General features: G+C 64.8%; 24 protein-coding genes. 22 read left to right on the forward strand and 2 right to left on the reverse strand.

Going from position 1 to position 26,190, the window contains the following annotated elements:
- Window positions 1-11: 11 nt before the first annotated feature.
- From murJ to AB7G19_RS00175, 4 genes are all read left to right on the forward strand, one after another.
- Window positions 12-1,562 (forward strand): murein biosynthesis integral membrane protein MurJ, encoded by a 1,551-nt coding sequence (gene murJ / locus AB7G19_RS00160; protein ID WP_085405058.1) that lies wholly within the window; start codon window positions 12-14, stop codon window positions 1,560-1,562.
- Between the two features lie 75 nt (window positions 1,563-1,637).
- A complete protein-coding gene (gene trpS, locus AB7G19_RS00165; protein ID WP_085405057.1) occupies window positions 1,638-2,690 on the forward strand; it encodes a tryptophan--tRNA ligase in 1,053 nt (350 codons plus the stop codon).
- A 110-nt stretch (window positions 2,691-2,800) separates the two neighbouring features.
- The gene (locus AB7G19_RS00170) at window positions 2,801-3,295 is read left to right on the forward strand and encodes a universal stress protein (RefSeq protein ID WP_063980124.1); all 495 of its coding nucleotides are present in this window, start codon (window positions 2,801-2,803) and stop codon (window positions 3,293-3,295) included.
- A 261-nt stretch (window positions 3,296-3,556) separates the two neighbouring features.
- Entirely contained in the window at window positions 3,557-4,126 is a 570-nt protein-coding gene (locus tag AB7G19_RS00175) for a NifU family protein (RefSeq protein WP_085405056.1), read from the forward strand.
- 110 nt (window positions 4,127-4,236) lie between these two features.
- Here the strand turns inward: AB7G19_RS00175 and AB7G19_RS00180 are convergent, their stop codons facing one another.
- Window positions 4,237-5,922, reverse strand: coding sequence for a methyl-accepting chemotaxis protein (locus AB7G19_RS00180; RefSeq protein ID WP_167767946.1), 1,686 nt, complete (start codon window positions 5,920-5,922; stop codon window positions 4,237-4,239).
- A gap of 306 nt (window positions 5,923-6,228) precedes the next feature.
- On the opposite strand from AB7G19_RS00180, the gene tsaB reads away from it, so the two are divergent.
- From tsaB to trmB, 12 genes are all read left to right on the forward strand, one after another.
- Window positions 6,229-6,924, forward strand: a complete 696-nt coding sequence (gene tsaB / locus AB7G19_RS00185) for a tRNA (adenosine(37)-N6)-threonylcarbamoyltransferase complex dimerization subunit type 1 TsaB (RefSeq protein WP_135214076.1) — start codon at window positions 6,229-6,231, stop codon at window positions 6,922-6,924.
- A complete protein-coding gene (gene rimI, locus AB7G19_RS00190) occupies window positions 6,921-7,406 on the forward strand; it encodes a ribosomal protein S18-alanine N-acetyltransferase (RefSeq protein WP_063980127.1) in 486 nt (161 codons plus the stop codon). The genes tsaB and rimI overlap by 4 nt, the downstream gene beginning before the upstream one ends.
- A 39-nt stretch (window positions 7,407-7,445) precedes the next feature.
- Window positions 7,446-7,901 carry a Fur family transcriptional regulator gene (locus AB7G19_RS00195; protein WP_028150589.1) on the forward strand — a complete coding sequence of 152 codons (456 nt, stop codon included), beginning with the start codon at window positions 7,446-7,448 and terminating at the stop codon, window positions 7,899-7,901.
- Window positions 7,902-7,953: 52 nt separating this feature from the next.
- Entirely contained in the window at window positions 7,954-8,634 is a 681-nt protein-coding gene (locus AB7G19_RS00200) for an HAD family hydrolase (protein ID WP_085405053.1), read from the forward strand.
- 189 nt (window positions 8,635-8,823) lie between these two features.
- The gene (gene miaB / locus AB7G19_RS00205) at window positions 8,824-10,218 is read left to right on the forward strand and encodes a tRNA (N6-isopentenyl adenosine(37)-C2)-methylthiotransferase MiaB (protein ID WP_028150587.1); all 1,395 of its coding nucleotides are present in this window, start codon (window positions 8,824-8,826) and stop codon (window positions 10,216-10,218) included.
- 64 nt (window positions 10,219-10,282) lie between these two features.
- Window positions 10,283-11,278 carry a PhoH family protein gene (locus AB7G19_RS00210; RefSeq protein WP_071908935.1) on the forward strand — a complete coding sequence of 332 codons (996 nt, stop codon included), beginning with the start codon at window positions 10,283-10,285 and terminating at the stop codon, window positions 11,276-11,278.
- An 82-nt stretch (window positions 11,279-11,360) separates the two neighbouring features.
- Complete coding sequence (gene ybeY / locus AB7G19_RS00215; RefSeq protein WP_223153827.1) at window positions 11,361-11,849, forward strand: rRNA maturation RNase YbeY; 489 nt, start codon at window positions 11,361-11,363, stop codon at window positions 11,847-11,849.
- Between the two features lies 1 nt (window position 11,850).
- On the forward strand, window positions 11,851-12,969 hold the full coding sequence (locus AB7G19_RS00220) for a hemolysin family protein (protein ID WP_085405052.1): 1,119 nt from the start codon (window positions 11,851-11,853) through the stop codon (window positions 12,967-12,969).
- A complete protein-coding gene (gene lnt / locus AB7G19_RS00225; RefSeq protein WP_085405051.1) occupies window positions 12,966-14,579 on the forward strand; it encodes an apolipoprotein N-acyltransferase in 1,614 nt (537 codons plus the stop codon). Before AB7G19_RS00220 ends, lnt begins: the two co-directional genes overlap by 4 nt.
- Before the next feature lie 219 nt (window positions 14,580-14,798).
- Window positions 14,799-15,212: a helix-turn-helix domain-containing protein gene (locus AB7G19_RS00230; RefSeq protein WP_008131807.1), complete on the forward strand. Its 414-nt coding sequence runs from the start codon at window positions 14,799-14,801 to the stop codon at window positions 15,210-15,212.
- 86 nt (window positions 15,213-15,298) lie between these two features.
- Window positions 15,299-16,456 carry a M20 family metallopeptidase gene (locus AB7G19_RS00235; protein ID WP_085405050.1) on the forward strand — a complete coding sequence of 386 codons (1,158 nt, stop codon included), beginning with the start codon at window positions 15,299-15,301 and terminating at the stop codon, window positions 16,454-16,456.
- Window positions 16,453-17,163, forward strand: coding sequence for a tRNA (guanosine(46)-N7)-methyltransferase TrmB (gene trmB / locus AB7G19_RS00240; protein ID WP_354115260.1), 711 nt, complete (start codon window positions 16,453-16,455; stop codon window positions 17,161-17,163). The genes AB7G19_RS00235 and trmB overlap by 4 nt, the downstream gene beginning before the upstream one ends.
- On the opposite strand, the gene AB7G19_RS00245 is transcribed toward trmB, so the two are convergent.
- A complete protein-coding gene (locus tag AB7G19_RS00245) occupies window positions 17,160-18,242 on the reverse strand; it encodes a DUF2336 domain-containing protein (protein ID WP_071908931.1) in 1,083 nt (360 codons plus the stop codon). The genes trmB and AB7G19_RS00245 overlap by 4 nt on opposite strands.
- 383 nt (window positions 18,243-18,625) lie before the next feature.
- On the opposite strand from AB7G19_RS00245, the gene rimP reads away from it, so the two are divergent.
- The 6 genes from rimP to truB all read left to right on the forward strand — a co-directional run bounded on the left by rimP (window position 18,626) and on the right by truB (window position 26,188).
- The gene (gene rimP / locus AB7G19_RS00250; RefSeq protein WP_063980137.1) at window positions 18,626-19,384 is read left to right on the forward strand and encodes a ribosome maturation factor RimP; all 759 of its coding nucleotides are present in this window, start codon (window positions 18,626-18,628) and stop codon (window positions 19,382-19,384) included.
- A gap of 2 nt (window positions 19,385-19,386) precedes the next feature.
- The gene (nusA, locus tag AB7G19_RS00255; protein ID WP_085405048.1) at window positions 19,387-20,997 is read left to right on the forward strand and encodes a transcription termination factor NusA; all 1,611 of its coding nucleotides are present in this window, start codon (window positions 19,387-19,389) and stop codon (window positions 20,995-20,997) included.
- 23 nt (window positions 20,998-21,020) lie between these two features.
- On the forward strand, window positions 21,021-21,704 hold the full coding sequence (locus tag AB7G19_RS00260; protein ID WP_063980138.1) for an RNA-binding protein: 684 nt from the start codon (window positions 21,021-21,023) through the stop codon (window positions 21,702-21,704).
- 72 nt (window positions 21,705-21,776) lie between these two features.
- Window positions 21,777-24,485, forward strand: coding sequence for a translation initiation factor IF-2 (gene infB / locus AB7G19_RS00265; protein WP_071908927.1), 2,709 nt, complete (start codon window positions 21,777-21,779; stop codon window positions 24,483-24,485).
- 156 nt (window positions 24,486-24,641) lie between these two features.
- Window positions 24,642-25,073 carry a 30S ribosome-binding factor RbfA gene (gene rbfA / locus AB7G19_RS00270; protein ID WP_028150575.1) on the forward strand — a complete coding sequence of 144 codons (432 nt, stop codon included), beginning with the start codon at window positions 24,642-24,644 and terminating at the stop codon, window positions 25,071-25,073.
- Window positions 25,070-26,188 (forward strand): tRNA pseudouridine(55) synthase TruB, encoded by a 1,119-nt coding sequence (gene truB, locus AB7G19_RS00275; protein WP_063980141.1) that lies wholly within the window; start codon window positions 25,070-25,072, stop codon window positions 26,186-26,188. The genes rbfA and truB overlap by 4 nt, the downstream gene beginning before the upstream one ends.
- The last annotated feature ends 2 nt before the right edge of the window (window positions 26,189-26,190 follow it).

The raw sequence follows: 26,190 nt of genomic DNA on the forward strand, positions 1-26,190 counted from the left end.
ATGTCGGCGCAATGATCCGCTCTTTCCTGACAGTTTCAACGGGAACACTGGCCTCGCGGCTGCTCGGCTTTGCCCGCGATTCCATGATTGCCGCTCTGTTGGGCACGGGCGCGGTGGCGGACGCGTTTCTGGCAGCGTTCCAGCTCGTCAATGTGGTGCGACGGCTGCTCAGTGAGGGGGCGCTGAACGCTGCCCTGATCCCGGCCTGGCTACGCGTCCGTGACCGTGATGGCGAAGCGGCCGCTTCCGCCTTCGCGGGACGCGTGCTCGGCACGGTCAGCGCGGCGCTGATCGCGATTTCGATCGTCATCGCGCTTGTGATGCCACTGATCATCACGGTGATCGCGCCTGGATTTCTGGGTAGCGGCACGCTCGATCTTGCCGTCGCGAACGCGCGGCTGATGCTCCCCTATCTCGCCTTCGCCGGACCTGTCACCGTGCTGATGGGGCTGCTCAATGCGCAGGGGCGCTTTGCACTCACCGCATTCTCGCCGCTGCTGTTCAACATCGCGCTGATTGCGGCCATTGCGATGCTGCTCGTCTGGCATGCCGACGCCGGCTTCGCAGCATGGATGCTGGCGGCGACCGTCGGCGTGGCCGGCCTGCTGCAATTGCTGATGCTGCTGTCGCAGCGAAGCGCGCGACTGGCGACGCCGCTGCGGATCAGCTTCGACGCGGAGATGCGCGCCTTCTTTGCCAAAGCCATCCCGGGCATGATCGCAAGCTCGGGCCCGCAATGGCTGATGGTCGCGGGCGCGATCATCGCCTCGGCAACGCCCTCCGCCGTGTCCTGGCTCTATTTCGCCAACCGCCTGATCGAGCTGCCGCTCGGCATCGTCGGCGTCGCCATGGGCACGGTGCTGGTGCCGGAGCTGACGCGCGCGGTGCGTAGCGGCGACCGTGACGCCGTGGCGCATGCGGAATCGCGGGCGCTGGAACTGGCAACCGGGCTGGCGCTGCCGGCGACGCTCGGCCTCGTCGTGCTGGCCGAACCAATCGTGCGGCTGTTGTTCGAGCATGGCGCATTCAGCGCGGACGACAGTACGGCCACCGCGCATGCGCTGATGTGGCTGGCGCTGGGCCTACCGGCGCATGTGCTGATCAAGGCGCTGTCGCCGGCCTACTATGCCCGCAGCGACACGATGACGCCGCTGCTGGCGACCGCCAAGGGCTTTGTGGTCGCGATCGCCCTCGCTGTCGTGCTCGGACACGTCCTTGGCGCGAGCGGAATCGCTGCCAGCATCGCGGCCGGCGCCTGGAGCAGTGCGATCTCGCTGCTGCGGAAAGGCACCAGCGAGTTCGGCTTCTCGGTCGATGCGGCCGCCCGCAACCGGCTGCCGCGGATCGTGCTCGCCGCGGCTGCCATGGGCGCCCTGCTCTGGCTCACGACCGGTCTGACGCCCGCCGAGGCGCATGGGCTGATCCGCTTCATCGTCCTGGGCGTGCAGATCGCAGCCGGAATCGCCGTCTATGGCGTGCTCCTGCAGGTCCTCGGCGCGGCCTCATGGCGCGAGGCGGTTAACGTGCTGAAGCGCCCGGCCCGGACCGAGTCCGAGGCGTGACGCCATCGAATTACCCTTGACGGGGCAGCGCCGCTGTTGGAAACGACGGCCGAATACCTTCCAGGAAGACTTACCATGGCATTCGTTGAACGGGTCTTTTCGGGCGTCCAGCCGACGGGCAATCTGCATCTCGGCAATTACCTCGGCGCGATCGTGAACTTCGTGAAGATGCAGGAAACCCACAACTGCATCTATTGCGTCGTCGACATGCACGCGATCACGCAAGGCGTGGACGTCTGGGGCGGGCCGGTCGAGCTCGCGCGCAACACCCGCGAGGTGACCGCGGCGTTCATCGCGAGCGGCATCGATCCGAAAAAGCACATCGTGTTCAACCAGAGCCAGGTCTCGGGCCATGCCGAGCTCGCCTGGATCTTCAACTGCGTCGCGCGCATGGGTTGGCTGGGCCGCATGACCCAGTTCAAGGAGAAGGCCGGCAAGGACCGCGAGAACGCGTCCGTTGGCCTCTTCGACTATCCCGTGCTGATGGCCGCCGACATTCTGCTGTACCGCGCCACCCACGTTCCGGTCGGCGAGGACCAGAAGCAGCATCTCGAGCTCTCGCGCGACATCGCGCAGAAGTTCAACAACGACTTTGGTGACTCGATCCGCAGCCTCGGCGCCAATGACGGCCTGTTCTTCCCGCTGCCGGAACCGCTGATCACGGGACCGGCGACGCGCGTGATGAGCCTGCGCGACGGCACCAAGAAGATGTCGAAGTCGGACGCCTCCGACAATTCGCGCATCAATTTGACCGACGACGCCGACACCATCGCGCAGAAGGTGCGCAAGGCGAAGACCGACCCCGAGCCGCTGCCGTCAGAGGAAAAGGGCCTGGAAGCGCGCCCCGAGGCCGACAATCTCGTCGGTATCTTCGCCGCGCTCTCCGGCCGCTCCAAGGCCGACGTGCTCAGAGAATTCGGCGGCGGCCAGTTCTCCAGCTTCAAGAATGCGCTGGTGGATCTGTGCGTGACAAAACTCTCGCCGATCGCCGGCGAGATGAAGCGCCTCGTCGCCGACCCCGGCCATATCGACGCGATCCTGAACGATGGCGCCGACCGGGCCCGCGCCATCGCCGACGAGACCATGAAGCTCTCGAAGGACATCGTCGGCTTCATCCGCCGGCGCTGATTCCCCGCATTTGCGAGACCCGGCCGGCGCCCACTGCGCCGGCCGCTTCTCCTCTCCCCAAGCGTGAGGGAGTGTGGCAGCATGCCGGCCGTGCACATTCCGGGACATGCATGACCAGCAAGCGACTTTGCTTCGAGCCGGGTCACAAGCCCAAATGCCTCGTGATCGTCGATGACACCGCCGAATGGGATCGCGCGGTCTACTATGCCAGCCGCTGGGCGATCCGCGCCGGCGGCGGCGTGGTCATGCTGCGCATCATCGAGCCCGAGCAGCAGAGTCAGGAATGGCTTGGGGTGGCCGAGATCATGCGCGCCGAGGCGCAGGAGGCGGCGGAAGCCGCGCTCGACCGCGCCGCCGGCCGCGCCAACGGCATCGCCGCGATCACGCCGGAGCGGGTGATCCGCGAAGGCGATGCAATGGAACAACTGCTCGCCGTGATCGACGAGGACCCTGACATCGCCATGCTGGTGCTCGCCGCCAATCCCGGCGCGGAGGGTCCGGGACCGCTGGTCTCGCTGCTGGCGCATGAACTGGGCACGTTCCCGGTGCCGGTGACGATCATCTCGGGCGCGCTGAGCGACGGAAGCGTGGATTCGCTGTCGTAGGCGTCCCTATCTGGACTGCGGCCAACCAGATATCCGTCATGCTCGGGCTTGTCCCGGGCATCCACGTTCTTGGCGCCACCAAGCAAGGCGTGGATGGCCGGGACAAGCCCGGCCATGACGGCGCGGGAATATTAAAGTGTCCTAACTCGCTGATATCGCAACGAAACGCCCTCCCCGCCCCTTGACCGTGCGTTCCTCGTCGCCATCTGCTACTGGATAGCTTGCGCGCCGGCCTTGAACCGGCGACGTCTGGAGAAAACCATGTTCATTCAAACCGAAGCCACCCCCAATCCCGCCACGCTGAAGTTCATTCCCGGCCGTGTCGTCGTCGACGGCGGCCCGATGGAATTTTCGAGCCGCGAAGCGGCCACGCGCTCGCCGCTGGCCGAAAAGCTGTTCGACGTGCCCGGCGTCACCGGCGTGTTCTATGGATCGGATTTCATCACCGTGACCAAGGCGAACGGTGAATGGCAGCAGCTCAAGCCCGCGATCCTCGGCGCCATCATGGAGCACTACATGTCCGGCGCGCCGTTGCTCGCCGATGGCGCGGCTCCAAGCGATGTCGACCTCGACGACGAGGATGAGTTCTTCGACGAGTCCGATGCCGAGACGGTCGACATGATCAAGGATCTGATCGAGACCCGCGTGCGGCCCGCGGTCGCCAATGACGGCGGCGACATCACCTTCCGCGGCTTCAAGGACGGTATCGTCTATCTCAACATGAAGGGCTCCTGCGCCGGCTGCCCGTCGTCGACCGCGACGCTCCAGCACGGCATCCAGAATTTGCTCAAGCATTTCGTGCCCGACGTGGTCGAAGTCCGGCCGATGTAGGCGAAGTGCCGTAGGGTGGGCAAAGGCGCGCTTGCGCCGTGCCCACCGTGCAATCATCGCGAAAAGAAGAGGTGGGCACGCTTCGCTTTGCCCACCCTACGAGATCTCTCCTACGCCGCCCGGCCGATGCTCGCCGCCTCTTCCGCGGCCTTGCGCATGCTCGCCGACATTTCGCTGGTGACGGTGCTCTGCTCCTCGACGGCGGCGGCCGTTGACGACACATATTCGCTGACGCCCTCGATCGCGCCCCGGATCGCCCCCAGCGCGGCGACCACGTCGACCGAGATGCCGTTGAGATTGCCGATCTCCTGCTCGATCCGATCAGCCGCCTGCTTGGCCTGATTGGCGAGGTTCTTCACTTCAGATGCCACCACGGCAAAGCCGCGACCGGCCTCGCCGGCGCGCGCGGATTCGATGGTGGCGTTCAGCGCCAGCAGATTGATCTGACCGGTGATGCTGCCGATCAGCTGCACGATCATGCTCATCGACTCCGCCGCCTGAGTCAGCCGCTGCGCCTGATGGTCCGCCGCCTCGACCCGATCGACCGCGGTCGATGCGGTCTCGCGCGAGCGCGTCATGGCTTCCGCGATCTCGCGCACCGAGGCGTTGAGCTCCTCGGCACCGGCGGCGACCGATTCCATCATGTCGCGCACCTTTTCGCTGCGCTTGCGCGCGATCACCTGGGCGGTGGTGTCGGAGGCGTATTTCACGACCTTGAACGGATTGCCGTTGAGATCGCGGATCGGATTGTAGGAGGCCTGAATCCAGACCTGCCGGCCGCCCTTGCCGACGCGCTGATATTCACCGGACTGGAATTCACCGGCGTTCAGCCTGGCCCAGAAGGCGCGATAGGCTTCGCTGTCGCGCTCGTCGGCGCCCACGAACATGCTGTGATGCTTGCCGACGATCTCGGACAGCGTATAGCCGAGCGCGCCGAGGAAGTTTTCATTGGCCGTCAAAACCTTGCCGTCCATGCTGAACTCGATCACGGCCTGCGACTTGCCGATCGCCTCGATCTGGCCGGCGAAATTCGCATTCGACAGCTTCTGCGCGCTGACGTCGGTGGCGAACTTCACCACCTTGAACGGCTTGCCGGTCTCATCGAGGATCGGATTGTAGGAAGCGAGAATCCAGACCTCCTTGCCGCCCTTGCCGAAGCGCTTGTACTCGCCGGACTGGAATTCGCCGCGGCCGAGCTTCGCCCAGAATTCGCGATAGGCTGCGCTATCGCGCTCACCTGCCCCCACGAATATGCTGTGATGCTGCCCCTGGATCTCGTCGAGCCGATAGCCCACCGTGCTCAGGAAATTCTCGTTGGCGGTGATGATGGTGCCGTCGAGATTAAACTCGATCACCGCCTGGGCGCGGCCGATCGCGGAAATCTTGCCGGCATCTTCGAGGCTGCGGATCTTGCGCGCGGTGATGTCGGTCGCGAACTTGACGACCTTCACCGGTTTGCCGGCCTCGTCGATGATCGGATTATAGGACGCCTGGATCCAGATCTCGCGACCGCCCTTGCCGAGCCGCTTGTATTCGGCTGATTGATATTCGCCGCGGCCGAGCTGCGCCCAGAACTCGCGATAGGCCGCGCTGCCCCGCTCCTCCGGCATCACGAACATGCTGTGGTGCTTGCCGGCGACCTCGTCGAGCCGGTAGCCCATCGCGTCCAGGAAATTCTGGTTGGCCGTGATAATGGTGCCGTCGAGATTGAATTCGATGACCGCCTGCGACTTGCCGAGTGCAATGACCTGAGCCAAGGCCTCCCTAGCCGAAGAACCGCTTCGCCAAAAAGACATAAATGAACCCTTCCAAATGACCGAACAGGCGCGGCTTGATCTGCCAAAGCGCCCCGTCTGAGTCGTCGTTGACTCGCTCTCCCGCCCGTTGACGGTGTCATTGGTTTGCTAATGATTACTTAAAATGACAACATTTCAATCACTTAGCTATCTCTAAGGTTGCAAATTGATGCATCCGCATCGAAAATGGGGAGCGAAAATTTTGTCGCCTTCGCGCCCACGTAGAATTACGGGGCCGATCGTGCGCCTGTCGAGAAATCAAACTTGGACTGGTTCGACCGCGGCTCGACCGACTAAGCTGATTCGATGCTGATCCTTGCCATCGATACTGCGCTGGAGGCGTGCGCGGCCGCCGTTCTCGACACCGACGCCGGCCAGCTGCTTGCGGAGGAATCGCTTCTGATGAAGCGCGGCCACGCCGAAGCGCTGATGCCGATGATCGCGCGCGTGATGCAATCGGCCGATCTTGCCTTCACCTCGCTCGACCGCATCGCCGTCACCGTCGGTCCCGGCAGCTTCACGGGCCTGCGGGTGGGCATTTCGGCGGCGCGCGGCCTTGCGCTCGCGGCGAAGCGGCCCGCCGTCGGGCTGACGACGCTTTCGGCCTATGCCGCCACCGTCGTCGGCCAGAGCGGAACGGCGCCGGTGATCTCGGCGATCGATGCGCGGCACGATCACGTCTACTTCCAGATCGTAGCCGGCGACGGCAGCCCGCTGGTGCGGCCGAGCGTCGTGCCAATTGACGCGGCGATTGCGGCCTCGCAATTCGGTGCGCCGCATCTGGTCGGCAATGCCGCAAAGATCCTCGCCGATCGCTGGCCGAAGGACGGTCCGCAACCCGTTGCGGTCGACGCGCAGCCCGCGCCTGACATCGGCTGGATCGCCTGGCTCGGCGCCGCGGCCAATCCCGAAACCACGCCGGCGCGGCCGTTCTATCTGAAGGCGCCCGACGCAAAGCCGGCCGCACAGCCACCGTTCGCAGCACAAGCCGCAACCTCATGATGAGATGGCTTTCGGAATGGTGGCGCGGCGGCACGGCCGCCGTCGAGCCGGCCTCCACGCGCGACGCCGCGCGGCTGGCGCAGTTGCACGGACAATCCTTTGCCCGCGGCTGGGGCGAAGGCGAGTTCGAAGGCATGATCGGCGAGCGCAACACGCTCGTGCACCGGTTGCGGCTCGGCCGCAAGACCATCGGATTCGCGGTCTCGCGAATCGGCGCGGACGAAGCAGAAATCCTCTCCATCGCGGTCGACCAGGCTCACCGCGGCCGCGGGCTGTCCGGCACGCTGCTGATGACGCATCTCGGCCACCTCGCAGGGCGCGGCGTGCGCACAATATTTCTCGAAGTCGAGGAAAATAACCAGCCGGCGCGGCGGCTCTACGATCGGGCCGGATTCATGGTGGTCGGGCGCCGCGAACGCTACTATAAGCAGCCCAACGGGGAACAATTGAACGCACTTCTGATGCGACGTGACTTGTCGTAACATTGATGGCAGAAAGCGCCCCCGTCAGGCAGACACACTATGACTGGACTTAAACCTTCCTCCGCCTCCAAGGCGACCGGCATCGAGGCTCGCTGCGCCGCCACCGGCATGCGCATGACCGAGCAGCGCCGCGTCATCGCCCGCGTGCTGGCGGAATCGGTCGACCATCCCGACGTCGAGGAACTTTACCGGCGCTGCGTCGCCGTCGACGACAAGATCTCGATCTCGACCGTGTATCGCACCGTCAAGCTGTTCGAGGATGCCGGCATCATCGAGCGCCATGATTTCCGCGAGGGCCGCGCGCGCTACGAGACGATGCGCGACAGCCATCACGACCACCTCATCAATCTGCGCGACGGCAAGGTGATCGAGTTCACCTCCGAGGAGATCGAGAAGCTGCAGGCCGAGATCGCCCGCAAGCTCGGCTACAAGCTGGTCGATCACCGGCTCGAGCTCTATTGCGTTCCGCTCGACGACGACAAGCCGACGTCTTGAGTGGCATGATCTTGTCGGAAAACCGCTTCACACTTTTCCGGATCATGCCGTAGTGCCTATAGATCTCATCATCTTCGATTGCGACGGCGTGCTCGTGGACAGCGAGGTGATCTCCTGTCGCGCACATGCGGACGTGCTGACACGGCACGGCTATCCGATCACGTCGGAGCAGGTGCTGGTCCGCTTCCTCGGCGTATCCGAGAAAGACGCGCGGCGGATGGTCGAACAGGAAATCGGCCACAACCTCCCCGACGATCTTGAGAGCCAAGTGAATGCGGCCACGCTGCAATTTTACGCCAGCGATTTGCAGCCGATCACCCACGTGGCCGCAGCGATTGCCGCAATCGATTTGCCGAAATGCGTCGCATCGAGCGGCACGCCGGAGAAGATCCATCACGGCCTGACATGCGCCGGGCTCTACGACCTGCTCGCCCCGAACATCTTTTCCGCGAGCCAGGTCGCTCGCGGCAAGCCCGCACCCGATCTGTTCCTGTTTGCCGCCGAACGGATGAAAGCCGCGCCGGAACGGTGCGTCGTGATCGAGGACAGCGTCCCCGGAGTGACCGGCGCGCATGCCGCCGGGATGAGCGTGCTGGGCTTTCACGGCGGCAGCCATTGCCCGCCGGGTCACGCCGAGAGGCTGCGTGCCGCCGGCGCCGGATTGACGTTCGACGATATGCGGCACTTGCCGGACCTGGTCCGGCGGGTCGCGGGGAACACCCGGGCGGGCTGATTTCGGCCCCGTCGTCATTCCCAGGCACACGCAACGCGTATGAACCCGGAATCTCGCGCCAAAACCTCTGGAATCCGGGTTCTCCCGCCTTGCGGGCGCCTAGGAACCACCCCGCTGGGTGTCAATCGCTGGATTTTCGCCCCTCCAGCCTATATCTGAGGGGCGTCCTCCACCTCAATTCCGGGTTCCATGACGCCGCCGCGCAAGCTGCACATCAAATCATATGGCTGCCAGATGAACGTCTACGATGCCCAGCGCATGGTGGACACGCTGGCTCCGGAAGGATTCGTGGAGACGGCCAACGCGGAGGATGCCGACCTCGTCATCCTCAACACCTGCCATATCCGCGAGAAGGCCTCCGAAAAGGTCTATTCCGAGCTCGGCCGGCTGCGGGTCGCCAAGGACGAGGCCGCGCGCGGGGGCCGGGCGATGCAGATCGCGGTGGCGGGCTGCGTGGCGCAGGCCGAGGGTGGGGAGATCACGCGCCGCGCGCCGGTGGTTGACGTCGTGGTCGGCCCGCAGAGCTATCATCACCTTCCGGAGCTTTTGAAGCGCGCGCGCGACGAAGGCCGTGCGATCGAGACCGAGTTTCCCGCAGCCGACAAGTTCGGCTTCCTGGCCCAGCCAAAACCCGATGCGATTCGCGCGCGCGGCATTTCCGCTTTCGTCACGGTGCAGGAAGGCTGCGACAAGTTCTGCACCTTCTGCGTCGTGCCCTATACGCGCGGCGCCGAAGTCTCACGTCCCGTGGCGAAGATCGTCGACGACGTGAAGCGGCTCGCCGACAACGGCGTGCGCGAGCTCACGCTGATCGGGCAGAACGTCAACGGCTATCACGGCGAGGGACCGGACGGGACAAGCTGGCCGCTCGGCCGGTTGCTCGAACACCTGGCGAAGATTCCCGGCATCGCGCGGCTGCGCTATTCGACCAGCCATCCCCGCGATGTCGATGACAGTTTGATTGCAGCCCATCGCGATCTCGGTGAACTGATGCCGTTCGTGCACCTGCCGGTGCAGTCGGGTTCGGACCGGATTCTCGCCGCCATGAACCGGAAACATACCGCCGATGATTATCGGCGTGTCATCGACCGTTTCCGGTCCGCGCGCCAAGACATTGCTTTTTCATCAGATTTTATCGTGGGCTTCCCCGGCGAAAGCGAGCAAGATTTTCTCGCCACCCTCGCGCTTGTCACGCAAATCGGCTACGCTGCCGCATATTCGTTCAAATACTCCGCCCGGCCGGGAACGCCGGCCGCGGATATGCAGGAGACGGTGTCCCCCGCCGAGATGGACCAGCGATTGGAGCGGCTCCAGGAACTGATCGACAGCCAGCAATCGGCCTTCAACAAGGCCGCGATTGGCTCAACGGTCGATGTGCTGTTCGAGCGTCCGGCCCGCAAGGAGGGCCAGATCGTCGGCCGCACTGCCTTCCTTCAACCTGCGCATGTGATGGCCTCGCCCGACATCATCGGACAGATCCTGCCGGTCCGGATCGACAGCCTCGAACGCTATAGTTTCCTCGGTGAGCTCGTGACGCCGCGTAACGCGCGCGAGCCCGCTTTATCGCAAGCCATTGGAGCCTGAACCCTTGCCAAAAAGCGCATCGGATTCGTCTTCGTTCGCTCCCAGCCGCAAATTTGACCGCGACATGCAAGTTCCGCCCGAGACGCAGGTCGTCATCGACTTCGACGACAATCGCGCCGCTTCCGCGCTGGTCGGCCCCTACGGCCAGCATCTCGCCCAGATCGAGCGGCGGCTCGGCGTCGTGGTCGACTCCAAGGGCAACCACATCACCATCGGCGGCACGCGCGACGGCTGCGACGCCGCGCGCCGCGTGCTGGAGACACTCTACGCGCAGGCCGTGAAGGGGCAGGATCTCGACCAGGGCGAAGTCGAAGGCGCGATCCGCGCCGTGATCGCGCAGGGCTCGCTGTTCGAATTCGACGCCAAATCGGCCAAATCCACCTTCGACAGCATCAATTTGCGCAAGCGGCCGGTGCGCGCGCGCACTGCCGCGCAGGATTCCTACATCCGCGCGCTGAAGCGCCACGAGCTGGTCTTCGGCATCGGCCCCGCCGGCACCGGCAAGACCTGGCTCGCGGTCGCGCATGCCGCGCAGCTGTTCGAGCGCAAGGAAGTCGACAAGATCATACTGTCGCGTCCGGCGGTCGAGGCCGGCGAGCGGCTCGGCTTTTTGCCCGGCGATCTCCGCGAGAAGGTCGATCCGTATCTCCGTCCGATCTACGACGCGCTTTACGACCTCATGGACGCGCGCATCGTCGAGCGGGCGCTCCAGACCGGCGAGATCGAGATCGCGCCGCTCGCCTTCATGCGCGGCCGCACGCTGACCAACGCTGCGATCATCCTGGACGAGGCGCAGAACACCACGTCGATGCAGATGAAGATGTTCTTGACCCGTCTCGGCGAGAACAGCCGCATGATCGTGACCGGCGATCCCTCGCAGATCGACCTGCCGAACGGCCAGACTTCGGGCCTTGCGGAAGCGACGCGCCTGCTGGGCGGCGTCGAAGGTATTGCACAAGTTCATTTCAAAGCCGAGGACGTGATCCGCCACGAGCTCGTGGCACGAATCGTCTCTGCCTATGAGGGGCAGCCGCAGCGGCCGGCCACCGGTAAATCCTAGCGAGACAACAACCGGACCATACGGGCGCGGACAGGGCGTCCTTTGGTTCCGAACAGACAAGATGTCACATCCAAACCTTCCCATGACCGAGGTCCTCGTCGTTGCCGATTGCTGGCAGCGCGAGCCCGATTCCGAAGCGGTGATCCAGCGTGCGGTGGCGGCCGCCGCCGAAAGTGTCGACGAGGACGTTGCCGACGCCGAAGTGGCCGTGATGCTGACCGATGATGCCGGCATCCGCACGCTCAACAGCAACTGGCGCGGCATCGACAAGCCGACCAACGTGCTGTCGTTCCCCGCGCTCCAGCCGGAGGGTGAGTGGAAGGAAGGCGATGCGCCGCGTATGCTCGGCGACATCGCGATCGCCTACGAGACCATGCGGCGCGAGGCGGACGAGGAACAGAAGCCGTTCGATCATCATTTGAGCCATCTCGCCGTGCATGGTTTCCTGCACCTGGTCGGCTACGACCACGAGAACGATGGCGACGCGGAGGAGATGGAAGCGCTCGAACGAGAGATCCTGTCTCATCTCGGCATACCCGATCCCTATGCAGACCGCCCGGGGACGCATTGAGATGCCCGATTCCGACCCTATTCACGACAATCCGCGCAATACCGCCAATTTGCCGGTCGTGGTGACATCAGGCGAGGTGATGCGGCCGACCGCGGAAGGCTGGCTGCTGCGTGCCATTCGCACCCTGTTCGGCTGGAAGGCGGGATCGGTGCGCGACGATCTCCAGGTCGTGCTCGATGCCACGACGCCGGACGACACCGGCTTCTCGACCGTCGAGCGCACCATGTTGCGCAACATCCTCGGCCTGCACGAGCGCCGCATCGCCGACGTCATGGTGCATCGTGCCGACATCATCGCGGTGAAGCGCGACATCCCGCTCGGCGAATTGATGGACCGCTTCGAGAGCGCCGGCCATTCGCGCCTCGTCGTCTACAACGAGACGCTGGACGACCCCATCGGCATCGTCCACATCCGCGATCTGCTCGCCTTCATGACCGCGCGCGCACGCGTGTCCGAGGCCACGAAAACCAAGCGCAAGAAGCCGCTGCCGGCCGGCCTCGACCTGCGTACGGTCGACCTGGCGTTACCGCTGCAGGATGCGCGCATCATCCGCAAGCTGCTCTACGTGCCGCCGTCGATGCGGGCGATCGACTTGCTGGCGCAGATGCAGGCCACGCGCATTCATCTGGCGCTGGTGGTCGACGAATATGGCGGCAGCGACGGACTGGTCTCGCTCGAGGACATCGTCGAGCAGATCGTCGGCGAGATCGACGACGAGCATGACAGCGACGAGCCGCCCTCGATCGTGCGCCTGCCCGACAACGCCTTCATTGCAGACGCCCGCGCTAGCCTCGACGACGTCCGCACGGTGATCGGCGAGGATTTTGTCACTGGCGAGGCGGGTGAGGAAGTCGAGACGCTCGGCGGCTATCTCGTCAGCTTCGTCGGGCGCCTGCCGGTGCGCGGCGAGGTGATCTCCGGCCCCGGCAATTACGAGATCGAGGTGCTCGATGCCGATCCGCGCCGCGTCAAGCGGTTGCGCATCTCGACACGGAAGGAGCGTCCCGCGCCGCGTACCCAGCGCGAGAGCCGCCGCCGCGAAGCCACGCCGGAGAGCGGTCAACCGCCTTCCAGCGACACGCCCGTCCCGCCGCCAAGCGACGGGACCGGTTCGCAGTGAGCCCGTTCCAGCGGTTTCGGCAGATTGCGCTTGCCATCATCCTCACCTGGGGATGGAAGCGTGCGCTCATCGCGATGGGATGCGGTGCGCTGTCGGTGCTGGCGCTGGCGCCATTCAATGTCTTTCCGGTGCTGTTCATCACCTTCCCGGTGCTGGTCTGGCTGATCGACGGCGCGGGCGCCGGACGATATCGCGGCGTCCCTGCCGCGGCACTGACGGGCTATTGGTTCGGGCTCGGCTATTTCGTCCCCGGCCTCTACTGGATCGGCTACGCCTTCTTCGTCGACGCCGACGTGTTCGCGTGGCTGACGCCGTTCGCCGTGCTTGGCCTGCCGGCCTATCTCTCCATCTTCACCGCGATCGGATTCGCGCTGGCCCGCCTGCTCTGGACCAAGGATGCCACGCGCATCCTCGCGCTCGCCGCAAGTCTCACCATCGCCGAATGGCTGCGTGGTCACGCATTGACCGGTTTCCCCTGGAACGCGTTCGGCTATGCCCTGTCGGAGCCGCTGCCGCTGGCGCAGACGGCGTCGCTGATCGGCCTGTGGGGCATGACGTTCCTTAGCGTCGCGATCTTCGCAAGCCCGGCGGCGCTGATCGACCGTACGCCCGATCGCCGCCCGGCATGGCGCGCGCCGGCGGCTGCGATTGCACTTCTGATTGTCATGAGCGTCTTCGGCGCGATCCGCCTGTCGCTGCATCCGACCACGATGGTCGCGGGCGCGAAGCTGCGCCTGATGCAGCCGGACCTCCAGCAGGATGCGAAATTCAACTACGCCGCCAAGGCGGAGGTGATGAAGAAATACCTGGCGCTGTCGGACCGCGCCTCGGGGCCGCAATCCACTGGCGTGCGCGATGCCACCATCCTGATCTGGCCGGAATCCGCCTTTCCGTTCTTCCTGACCCGCGAAGCCGACGCGATGGCGCAGATCGCCGAATTGCTGCCGAAGGGCACAGTGCTGATCACGGGCTCGGTCCGCGCCCCCGACCTGCCGCGGGGCACGCCGATCACGCGCGCCTATAACTCGATCTACGTGATCGATCACGACGGCAGCGTGCTCTCGGTCTACGACAAGCTGCACCTCGTGCCGTTCGGCGAATTCCTGCCCTACCAGGACTTGATGGAGAAGCTCGGCTTCGAGCAACTCACGCGCGTGCGCGGCGGATTCATTCCGGGCAGCGTGCGACATGCGCTATCGGTGCCCGGCGCGCCGCCCGCGCTGCCGCTGATCTGTTACGAAGCAATTTTTCCAGGCGAGGTCGCCGGCCGCAATGAGCGTCCGGGCTGGATCGTGAATCTCACCAATGACGGCTGGTTCGGCATATCGACCGGTCCCTATCAGCATCTCGAGCAGGCCCGGATGCGCGCAATCGAGCTCGGATTGCCGCTGGTCCGGTCCGCCAATACCGGCGTGTCAGCGGTGATCGATCCGGTGGGACGAACCGTTGCCAGCCTCGGCCTCGGCGTCGAAGGCATTTTGGATGCAAACCTGCCCGCCGCAATTCCGCCGACCGTCTATGCGCGGGTGGGCGACGTGCCCGCAGCCATGCTCGTTGCGCTGGCCGTGTTTCTGGCGGTCCGCCGACGTGTTGCCAAACGGCACCCCTGATCACGCCTCGCGGCCGCCGCGACCGGAATCCTTTGACAACCGTAGTCCCACGGTTGACAGACTGCACGCGCCCTCCTCATTCTGCACCGGCTGCAAAAGACAGTGGGCGTTGCTAAATTTCTCCGCAATGTTTCCCAATAACAGGGTTTGATTTTGACGCTGCTGGCACCGGAGGCATTCTTGTGATTGCGCCGAAGGTGATGTTTGGAGGCTGAGGAAATGTCGAAAGCGCCCAACCCTGTTGACAAATATGTCGGCAGCCGCGTGCGTATGCGCCGCATCATGTTGGGCATGAGCCAGGAAAAGCTCGGTGAAGCTTTGGGCCTGACTTTCCAGCAGATCCAGAAGTACGAGAAGGGCACGAATCGCGTCGGCGCGAGCCGGATCCAGCAGATCGCCGAGATTTTGCAGGTGCCGGTGTCGTTCCTGTTCGAGGGCGGACCGAGCGGCGTGGCCGGCCCGGACGGCTTCGCCGAAGGCGCCTCGCCGTCCTATGTCTCGGACTTCCTCGCGACCTCCGAAGGTCTCGCTCTGACCAAGGCGTTCACCCGAATCACTGATTCGAAGATGCGCCGCTCGATCGTCGATCTCGTCGAGCAGATCGCCGCCCGCGAAGGTCCCGACAAACGCTGACGCGACGGCTCAATCCGATTTGAGACTGCGTCAAATCTGGCCTATGTCGTCATTTGCGGACGCGTTTTTGGTGCGCGCCCTGTTCGATGATGCGGTTCAAAGGCACAGATGCGTTCATGACCAAGTCCAATTGGTTCGATTCACAAACTATTCTCGATGGCATCCGCCGCTGGGTGGAGATCGAGACGCCGACGGACACACCTGAACAGGTCAACAAGCTGATCTCCGTGGTCGCGGAGCAATACCGCGATCTGCCGGTTACGCTCGAGCGCGTCGCCGGCGTCGATGGCTGCGGCGATCATCTCGCTGCACGCTCGACCTGGGGCCAGGACCGGCCGGGCATTTTGGTGCTGAGCCACCTCGATACCGTTCACCCGATGGGATTCATCGAGCGCCTGCCGTTCAAGGTCGAAGGCGACAGCGCGTTCGGTCCCGGCATCTACGACATGAAGGGCGGCGCCTATATCGCCCATCACGCCTTTCGCGCGCTCTGCGCCGCCGGCGATCGCTCGCCGCTCGGCATCACCCATTTGTTCACCTCCGACGAGGAGATCGGCAGCCCGACCTCGCGCGCGCTGATCGAGGCGGAAGGGCGCAAGGCCAAATACGTGCTGGTGACGGAGCCCGCGCGCGACGGCGGCAAGATCGTCACCGGACGCAAGGGCGTCGGACGATTCGAAGTATTCATCAAGGGTGTGCCCGCACATGCCGGCACGAGGCCCCAGGATGGCCGCAGCGCGATCCGCGAGCTTGCCAACGTCATCCTGGCGCTGGAAGCGATGAATGATCTGGCACGCGGCGTTACGGTGAATGTCGGCGTGGCGCGCGGCGGCACGCGCCCCAACGTCACGCCGGAAGAGGCCTTTGCCGAAGTCGACCTGCGCGTGCCAAGCTTTGCCGACGCGGAAGAGTTCGTCGGCAAGATCCTCGGGCTGACATCGAAGACGGATGGCGTCACCGTCAAGGTCAGGGGCGGGCTCAACCGTCCGCCCTACGAGAAGAGCAATGCAGGCGCCTCGCTGTACGAGCATGCGAAGTCGCTTGCCACCGAGATCGGCTTCGAGCTGATCGACACCCACACCGGCGGCGGCTCGGATGGAAATTTCACCGCCGCCCACACCGCAACGCTCGACGGACTCGGCGTCGACGGCAAGGGCGCACACACCCATTATGAGCAGATCTACGTCTCGTCGCTCGAACCCCGCGCGCGGCTGCTCCATCGCCTGTACCAGACGCTGCGATGAGCGAACGAAAATCAGATCCCGATCGCGATGACAGCGAGCGCGCCTTCTTCGGTCGCCGCAAGGGCCACAAGCTCAGGCAGCACCAGGCCGAGCTGATCGATCATCTGCTGCCGCATCTTTCACTCGACATCGAGGGCGAGAAGCCGGCGAATGCCAACGAGCTCTTCGATCCCGCGGCCGACGATGTGCGGCTCGAGATCGGCTTCGGCGGCGGCGAGCATCTTGCGGCCGAGGCACAGACCTTCGCCACGACCGGCTTCATCGGCTGCGAGCCCTATGTCAACGGCATGGCAAAGATCCTCGCGCAGATCGAGGCCGCCAACATCAGCAACATCCGCCTGTTCGCGGGCGATGCCGCCGAGCTGCTGGCCTGGCTGCCGCAGGCATCGCTGTCGCGGATCGACCTGATCCATCCCGATCCCTGGCCGAAGCGGCGGCACTGGAAGCGGCGCTTCGTCCAGGACCGCACCATCGCCGCGATGGCACGCGTGCTGAAGGCGGGCGGCGAATTCCGTTTCGTCTGCGACATCGACGATTACTGCGCGTGGACGCTGATGCATCTGTCGCGGTCGACGGATTTTCAGTGGCTCGCCGAATGCGCCGATGATTTCCGGCAGCCATGGGCGGGCTACACCATGACGCGCTACGGCCGGAAGGCCACGCGCGAAGGGCGCAAGACCACATATCTGCGGTTCAGGCGGCGCTAGATCGTCTGGCGGTTGCGCCAGAATTTCACGACGCGCTCGGCCGTCGACGGCATCAGGCGCGTGAAGTTCACGCGCGCCTGCTCGAGATCGGCATCGGCCGGCGTGCGATGCGGGCCGTACCACATCAGGATCAGCGCGCGCACCGTGGGCCAGCCGAGATTGAGCACGCGCCCCAGAATCAGAATCGGATCGTAGCGGTCGCCCGCGACCAGGCGATCGAGGATCGAGAGGCGGACACCGGACATCGCCGCGAGCGAGGCGATCGATTCCTCATATTTGAGCGCCTTGGCGAAGCCGAGCAGCGCGCTCTCGCCGAGATGCCCCTCGCGATGCAAGGTCAACACCGTGCGCTGTGCATCCGAAAAATCGCGGCGCGGCCCCGGCGGCAGCGCGGCCTCCTCGATCGCCGCCATGGCGCGCTTGATCTCGACCTGACGCACGGGATTGACCACGCTCGAGAGGCGGCGGCGGATGACGTCGAGCGTGCCGTCGAGCAGCTGTTTCAGGTGCTCGCCCGAGAGATCGTTGCGCTGGCCGATCTTGAGCGTCAGCACGCCGTCCTGCGACGCACGTTTGATCAGCTCGGAATAGCTGCCTTGCGAGAACACCGCACCGGCATTGCCCGCGGCGCGACGCACCACGTCGCGATCGCCGCGCTCGACCAGTACGTCGGTGATGACCGCCGACAGTGCGGGGCGCTCGGTCATCGCCAGCAGATGGCCCTGGCCCTTCAGCCGCGCGATCTCGACGAGAGCGGCGTCGTCGAGCACCGGCGAGCGGCGCAGCACGGGGCCCGCCACCATGATCTCGTTTTCGCGCGCGAGCTGGCTCACCAGATGCGGCGGCGCATTGTTCAGGCGCGAGAAGCGCTCGGCGAGGTCGACGCGCGAGGCAAGCTCGGCATGCGGAACGAGATCGATCAGCAGATTGTCGAACAGATCGACGAGATCGGGACGGAGCTTCTCGGCGTCCTGGAAGAACAATTGGGCGATGGCGCGCGCGATCTCACCGCGACGCCGGGGGTCGCCGCGTTTGACGATCTCGTCCAGTCCGGGAATGAGCGACGTGGCAGCGGTCATGAAAACGCAACTCGTACAGGGCACGCCGCGGGTGCGCCCTTGGTCCAAGTCGCCCCACAATCAGGGAATTTAGGCCTGCTAGATGAAGGAAGCGTTGCGCGGGGGGCCACAGGCCGGGCGCAAAAAGCCTCGTCTTTCCCGCGATGGGCCTTGTCCGGGAGGACGGAAAGGGCTATATCAGCGCCAATTCATCTTCTCATACGATCCGCGTAGTGAGAGTGGGCCCGAAAGGACCCGCTCTTTTTTATTACCTGAGCGCGGCTTGGTGGAAGATATGCGGCCCGGCGAGCTGCCGGGATAAAGAGTTCCGAAACAGGCTCTGCAAATCCTAATCTGTTCAAGTCTTAACCAAGCCTTAACCATCGAGCGCCTTGACCCCTGATATGACCGAACCAAACACTGGTTCCACGGATGCCGAGTTGCTGGCCGAGCCGAGGCTCGTGGTCGAGCCGGGCGTGGCGGCACGGGTGTCTGCGGTCGCAGGTCCGGTGCTCGAGGGCATGGGCTACCGCCTGGTGCGGATCCGCATCTCCGGCGAGGCCGGCTGCACCGTGCAGATCATGGCCGAGCGGCCGGACGGCTCGATGCAGCTCGAGGATTGCGAAGCGATCTCGCGGGCGCTGTCGCCCGTGCTCGACGTCGCGGACCCCATCGACCGCGCTTATCGGCTGGAAATCTCCTCGCCGGGGATCGACCGTCCGCTGGTGCGCCGCTCGGATTTCGAGCGCTATTCCGGCTATCTGGTGAAGATCGACATGGCGGTCGCCCATGAGGGGCGGAAGCGGTTCCGTGGCATGCTTGGTGCCGTCGAAGGCGACCGCGTGCACCTGCATCGCGACGACGTCAAGGCGAACGATAATCCCGACGTTCTCCTGACGATGGAAGACATCGGTGAGGCACGCTTGGTGCTGACCGACGAGCTGATCGCGGAATCCATGCGCCGCGGCAAGGCCGAGGAGCGCCAGATGCGCCGCGATCTCGGCATCGAGCCGCCGGCTGCACCGCACGCGGAAATCAGTGCGAAGATCACCAAGAACACCAAGCCGCAAAAAAAGAAGCCGGCACCGACCAATACGAAGAAGCACCGCCTGGCCGCCGAACGCGCGCGGCGGGGCGAGATCGAGCCTGACGAAGGAGACTAGCCATGGCAGTCAGCGCCAATCGACTTGAATTGCTCCAGATCGCCGATGCCGTCGCGCGCGAGAAATCGATCGACCGCGGCATCGTCATCGCGGCGATGGAAGACGCCATCGCCAAGGCGGCACGGGCACGTTACGGCAGCGAGACTGACGTTCATGCCGAGATCGACCCGAAGAAGGGCGAGCTGCGGCTGTCGCGCCACATGCTGGTGGTCGAGAAGGTCGAAAATCATTCCAACCAGATCTCGCTGGTGGATGCGCAGCGCGCCAATCCCGGCGCCCAGGTCGGTGACACCATCGCCGATACGCTGCCGCCGCTGGAATATGGCCGCATCGCCGCGCAATCGGCCAAGCAGGTGATCGTGCAGAAGGTGCGCGAGGCCGAGCGCGACCGGCAATATCAGGAATTCAAGGACCGCATCGGCGACATCGTCAACGGCGTCGTCAAGCGCGTCGAATATGGCAGCGTGATCGTCGACCTCGGCCGCGGTGAAGCCATCATCCGCCGCGACGAGATGCTGCCGCGCGAAGTGTTCCGCAACGGCGACCGCGTCCGCGCCTACATCTTCGACGTCCGCCGCGAGACCCGCGGCCCGCAGATCTTCCTCTCCCGCACCCATCCGCAGTTCATGGCGAAGCTGTTCGCGCAGGAAGTGCCTGAAATCTATGACGGCATCGTCGAGATCAAGGCGGTGGCCCGCGATCCTGGCTCGCGCGCGAAAATCGGCGTGATTTCCCGCGATTCCTCGGTCGATCCGGTCGGCGCCTGCGTCGGTATGCGCGGCTCGCGCGTGCAGGCGGTGGTGAACGAGCTGCAGGGCGAGAAGATCGACATCATCCCGTGGTCGCCCGACATCGCGACCTTCGTGGTCAACGCGCTGGCGCCGGCGGAAGTCTCCAAGGTCGTCATCGACGAAGACCGCGAGCGCATCGAGGTCGTCGTGCCCGACACCAACAACCAGCTCTCGCTGGCGATCGGCCGCCGCGGCCAGAACGTGCGTCTGGCCTCGCAGCTCACCGGCTGGGACATCGACATCCTGACCGAGCAGGAGGAATCGGAGCGCCGCCAGGCCGACTTCGAGAACTCCACCCGCGTCTTCATGGAATCGCTCAACGTCGACGAAGTGGTCGGCCAATTGCTGGCGTCCGAAGGCTTCACCTCGGTCGAGGAACTCGCGATGGTGGACCTCAAGGAACTCGCCGGCATCGAAGGCTTCGACGAGGAGACCGCGCAAGAGCTCCAGAACCGTGCCCGCGAATATCTCGAGCAGCAGGAGGCCGAGATCGAGGCCAAGCGCAAGGAGCTCGGTGTCGAGGACGCCGTCAAGGACGTGCCGGGCGTCACCTCCAAGATGCTGGTGAAATTCGGCGAGAACGACATCAAGACCGTCGAAGACCTCGCCGGCTGCGCCACCGACGACCTGGTCGGCTGGACCGAGCGCAAGGAAGGCGGCGAGCAGACCAAATATCCGGGTGCGCTCGACGGTATCGAGATCTCCCGTGACGATGCTGAAGCCATGATCATGCAGGCCCGCGTCAAGGCCGGCTGGATCACCGAAGCCGATCTCGCGAAGCCCGCCGAAGAGGCCGAGGCGACCGAAGATCAGCCGGCTTAAGGACGAAGGAGAATGTCGCCCGGATGCTCGCAGATACTGACCACGATCTCGACCATGGACCGCGGACCGAAAGGTCCGCGACCATGCGGATGTGCGCGGTCAGTCGCGAGGTCCGGCCGATCGACGAGCTGATCCGCTTCGTCATTTCGCCGCAAGGCGACATAGTTCCCGATCTCAAGCGCAAGCTGCCCGGACGCGGCATGTGGGTCACCGCCTCGCGCGAGGTGGTTGCGGAAGCCGTGCGGCGTCACCAATTTAGCAAAGCCTTCAAGCGCGAGCTGCGCACTCCCCAGACGCTTCCCGCCGACATCGAGGCGCTCCTGGTTCGGAGCGTGACGGAAGCCCTTGGGATTGCCGCCAAGGCGGGCCAGATTGTGGCCGGCTTCGGCAAGGTCGAAAGCGCCCTGCGGGAGGGCACGGCCGAGGTCCTGATCCATGCCAGCGACGGGGCCGCGGACGGAATCCGCAAATTGGACATGCTGGCACGTCAAAATGACGGGAATCGCGGCGCCAAGCCGCAGATTCCCGTCGTCACTGCGTTGAAATCGATAGAATTGGATTTGGCACTTACCCGGTCAAATGTGATACATGCTGCCCTGCTCGCGGGCCCGGCGAGCAAGTCATTCCTGTCACGTAGCCAGATGCTGGTCCGATACCGGATGGCGGACGATGACAAGACTGCCGAAAAGCCCGGCCAGGATTTCTGAGAGACAACGACGACCCGATAGGACGGTGCGGCAACGCACAACGTTAACAAAGATCAGGATTAGGACTGCTGAATGGTTGATACCAAGACCCCTGACGACAAGAAGCTGAGCGTTCCGAGCAAGACGCTATCGCTCAAGCCGCGCGTCGAAACGGGCACTGTGCGTCAGAGCTTCAGCCATGGCCGCAGCAAGCAGGTCGTGGTCGAGAAGCGCGGCAAGCGCCGCGTCGACGGCAGCCCCGAACCGCAAGCTCCCGCGGTTGTTGCAAAGCCGGCACCGGCCGCGCCTGCTCCCGCTCCGGCACGCCCGGCTCCGCCGCGCAACGCCGGCTCCGGCGTGGTGCTGCGCACGCTGACCGAGGACGAACGTTCCGCCCGCGCCAGCGCGCTGGCCGACGCCAAGGTGCGCGAAGTCGAAGAGCGCCGCCAGGCCGAAGACGAAGCCCAGCGCCGCGCTGTCCGCGAAGCCGCCGAACGCGTCGAGCGCGAAGCCGCCGAGGCCCGCCGCAAGGCCGAGGATGAGCGCCACCGCCACGAAGAGGAAGCCAAGCGCAAGGCCGAAACCGAGGCCAAGAAGCGTTTTGGCGAAGGCGAACAGCCGGCGTCAGCCGCGCGCCCTGCAACTGCCGCCCCGGCCGCTCCCGCGCCACGTCCTGGCGCGCCCGCAGCACGCCCCGGCACCACCACGACCACGGCGCGCCCGGGAACAACCACCGCGCGCCCTGGAACGACCACCGCAAGGCCGGGAGGCGGCCCGTTGGGTCGCGCTCCCGCGGTCGCAGCCGGACCGGACGAGGACGATGGTCCGCGCCAGATCCGTCGCGGTCCCGGCGGCGCCGCGCGTCCCGTGGTAGCCCCCAAGCCCACCCACAAACCCGGCCCGCAGAAGGAGCGCGGTCGCCTGACGGTCGTGACCGCATTCAATGCCGACGACGTGCGCGAGCGCTCGATCGCCTCGTTCCGCCGCCGCACTCAGCGCCTGAAGGGCCATGCCGCGAACGAGCCGAAGGAAAAGCTCATCCGCGAGGTGGTCATTCCGGAAGCGATCACCATCCAGGAGCTCGCCAACCGCATGGCCGAGCGCGCGGTGGAAATCATCCGCATGCTGATGAAACAGGGCGCGATTCACAAGATCACCGACGTGATCGACGCCGACACTGCGCAGCTGATCGCCGAAGAGCTTGGTCACACCGTCAAGCGCGTTGCCGCGTCCGACGTTGAAGAAGGCCTGTTCGACGCCACCGACGATTCCACCGACACCGAGACGCGTTCGCCCGTCGTGACCGTGATGGGTCACGTCGACCACGGCAAGACCTCGCTGCTCGACGCGCTCCGCCATGCCAACGTTGTCTCCGGCGAAGCCGGCGGCATCACCCAGCATATCGGCGCCTATCAGGTGCTGTCGCCCGAAAGCGGCAAGAAGATCACCTTCATCGACACGCCCGGCCACGCCGCGTTCACCGCGATGCGCGCCCGCGGCGCCAAGGTGACCGACATCGTCGTGCTGGTGGTTGCTGCCGATGACGGCGTCATGCCGCAGACGATCGAAGCCATCAACCACGCCAAGGCGGCGCGGGTGCCGATCATCGTTGCCATCAACAAGATCGACAAGCCCGATGCGAAGCCCGAGCGCGTGCGCACCGAGCTGCTCCAGCACGAGGTGCAGGTCGAATCCTTCGGCGGCGAAGTCGTCGACGTCGAAGTGTCAGCCAAGAACAAGACCAATCTCGACAAGCTGCTCGAGATGATCGCGCTCCAGGCCGACATCCTCGACTTGAAGACCAATTCGGAGCGTCCGGCCGAAGGCACCGTGATCGAAGCCAAGCTCGATCGCGGCCGTGGCCCGGTCGCGACCGTGCTGGTCCAGCGCGGCACGCTTCGTGTCGGTGACATCATTGTCGCCGGCGCCGAGATGGGCCGCGTCCGCGCGCTGATCTCGGATCAGGGCGAGACGGTGCATGAGGCCGGTCCTTCGGTTCCGGTCGAGGTGCTCGGCTTCAACGGTCCGCCGGAGGCCGGCGATCGTCTCGCGGTGGTCGAGAACGAAGCCCGCGCCCGCCAGGTCACCAGCTATCGCGCGCACCAGAAGCGCGAGAACGCGGCTGCCTCGATCTCCGGCATGCGCGGCTCGCTCGAGCAGATGATGTCGCAATTGAAGACGGCGGGCCGCAAGGAATTCCCGCTGATCATCAAGGCCGACGTGCAGGGCTCGCTCGAAGCGATCCTCGGCTCGCTGGAGAAGCTCGGCACCGACGAAGTCGCAGCCCGCATCCTGCATGCCGGCGTCGGCGGCATCTCGGAATCGGACGTGACGCTCGCGGAAGGCTTCAACGCCGCGATCATCGGCTTCTCGGTTCGTGCCAACAAGGAGGCGGCTGCGGCCGCCAAGCGCAACGGCATCGAGATCCGCTACTACAACATCATCTACGACCTCGTGGACGACGTGAAGAAGGCGATGAGCGGCCTGCTCGCGCCGACCTTGCGCGAAACCATGCTGGGCAATGCCGCGATCCTGGAGATCTTCAACATCTCCAAGGTCGGCAAGGTCGCCGGCTGCCGCGTCACCGACGGCACCGTGGAACGCGGCGCCAATGTGCGCCTGATCCGCGACAATGTCGTCGTACATGAAGGCAAGCTGTCGACGCTGAAGCGCTTCAAGGACGAAGTGAAGGAAGTGCAGTCCGGTCAGGAATGCGGTATGGCCTTCGAGAACTACCACGACATGCGTGCCGGTGACGTGATCGAGTGTTATCGCGTGGAGACGATCCAGCGCTCCCTGTAAGTCCAAATCTTACCGAAGCGCCCGGATCTTTTTGAGCTGAAATTGCGGGAGTGCGATGGCCGGATTTATTCCGGCCATCCGCGCCGCATTCGTTTCAACAGGACAAATGACAATGCTCGTGTCCCAAACGCGGGCACGACGAGGTGATTTTCAACCATGCCCCGCCACCATCAGAAGAAAAGTTCCGCGCCGGGCGGCTCGCAACGCCAGTTGCGTGTCGGCGAGCAGGTTCGCCACGCGATGGCCGAGATTCTGGCGCAAGGCAATGTGCATGATGCGGACCTCGAAGGTCACATCATCACCGTGCCGGAGGTTCGGATGTCGCCCGACCTGAAGCTCGCAACGGTTTACGTGATGCCGCTCGGTGGCCGCGACACCGAGGTCATCATCGCTGCGCTCGAGCGCAACAAGAAATTCCTGCGCGGCGAAGTCGCGCGGCGCGTTAACCTGAAATTTGCACCTGACCTTCGTTTCCGCGTCGACGAACGATTCGACGAAGCGGAACGGATCGAGAAGCTTTTGCGAACACCTGCGGTGCAGAAGGACCTGGAACAGGATCCGGATTCGGATCGGGAAGAAGAGCGATGACGATGGACCCGGCTCACGGCACGATCGGCGGCGAAGAGACCGATCAGCGCGACGTGCAGAAAAATAATTTTGCGGATCTCGGCGGCGATTCCCAGCCGCATCAGGAGCCGCGCCGCGTCAACAACGATCCCCGCGCCAACAAGCAGAAGGGCAACCAGCCGCGCCGCGACCGCCGCGACGTCCATGGCTGGGTCGTGCTCGACAAGCCGATTGGCATGACCTCGACGCAAGCCGTCGCCGTGCTCAAGCGCCTGTTCAACGCCAAGCGCGCGGGACACGCCGGCACGCTCGACCCGCTCGCCTCCGGCGGCCTGCCGATTGCGCTCGGCGAGGCCACCAAGACCGTTCCCTTCGTGATGGACGGCCGCAAGCGCTACCAGTTCACCGTGTGCTGGGGCGAGGAGCGCGACACCGATGATATCGAGGGCCGGGTCACCGCGACCTCCGACCAGCGCCCGACCCAGGAGGCCATCCTGGCCCTGCTGCCCCGCTTCACCGGGGTGATCGAGCAGATCCCGCCGCGCTATTCCGCGATCAAGGTCCAGGGCGAGCGCGCCTACGACCTCGCCCGCGACGGCGAGGTTGTGGAACTGGCCCCCCGTCCCGTCGAAATTCATCATTTAACCCTTGTGGATCAACCGGATAGCGACCGGGCAGTGTTCGAGGCGGAGTGCGGCAAGGGCACCTATGTCCGGGCGCTGGCCCGCGATATGGGCCGGATTCTCGGCACTTACGGCCACATCTGCGCGCTGCGGCGGACCCTGGTCGGCCCATTTGACGAGAACGACATGATTCCGCTGGATCAGTTGGAGGCTTTATGCGATAGAGCCGCGTCCGGCGAGGGCAGCCTCGCCGACGCGCTTATGCCCGTTGAGACCGCGCTGGACGACATCCCGGCACTGGCCGTCACTCGGGCTGATGCGGCAAGGCTCCATCGGGGCCAGGCCGTTTTATTGCGCGGACGGGATGCGCCCACTAGTAGCGGCACAGTCTATGTCACGGTGGCAGGCCGTCTATTGGCGCTTGCTGAAGTCGGCAACGGCGAAATCATCCCCAAGCGTGTGTTCAACCTGACCGGTCTGACTGCCAGCACCGGTCGCAACGAGAGAAATTGACG

Source organism: Bradyrhizobium sp. 215_C5_N1_1, from assembly GCF_052075935.1.
Classification (GTDB): Bacteria; Pseudomonadota; Alphaproteobacteria; order Rhizobiales; family Xanthobacteraceae; genus Bradyrhizobium; species Bradyrhizobium barranii.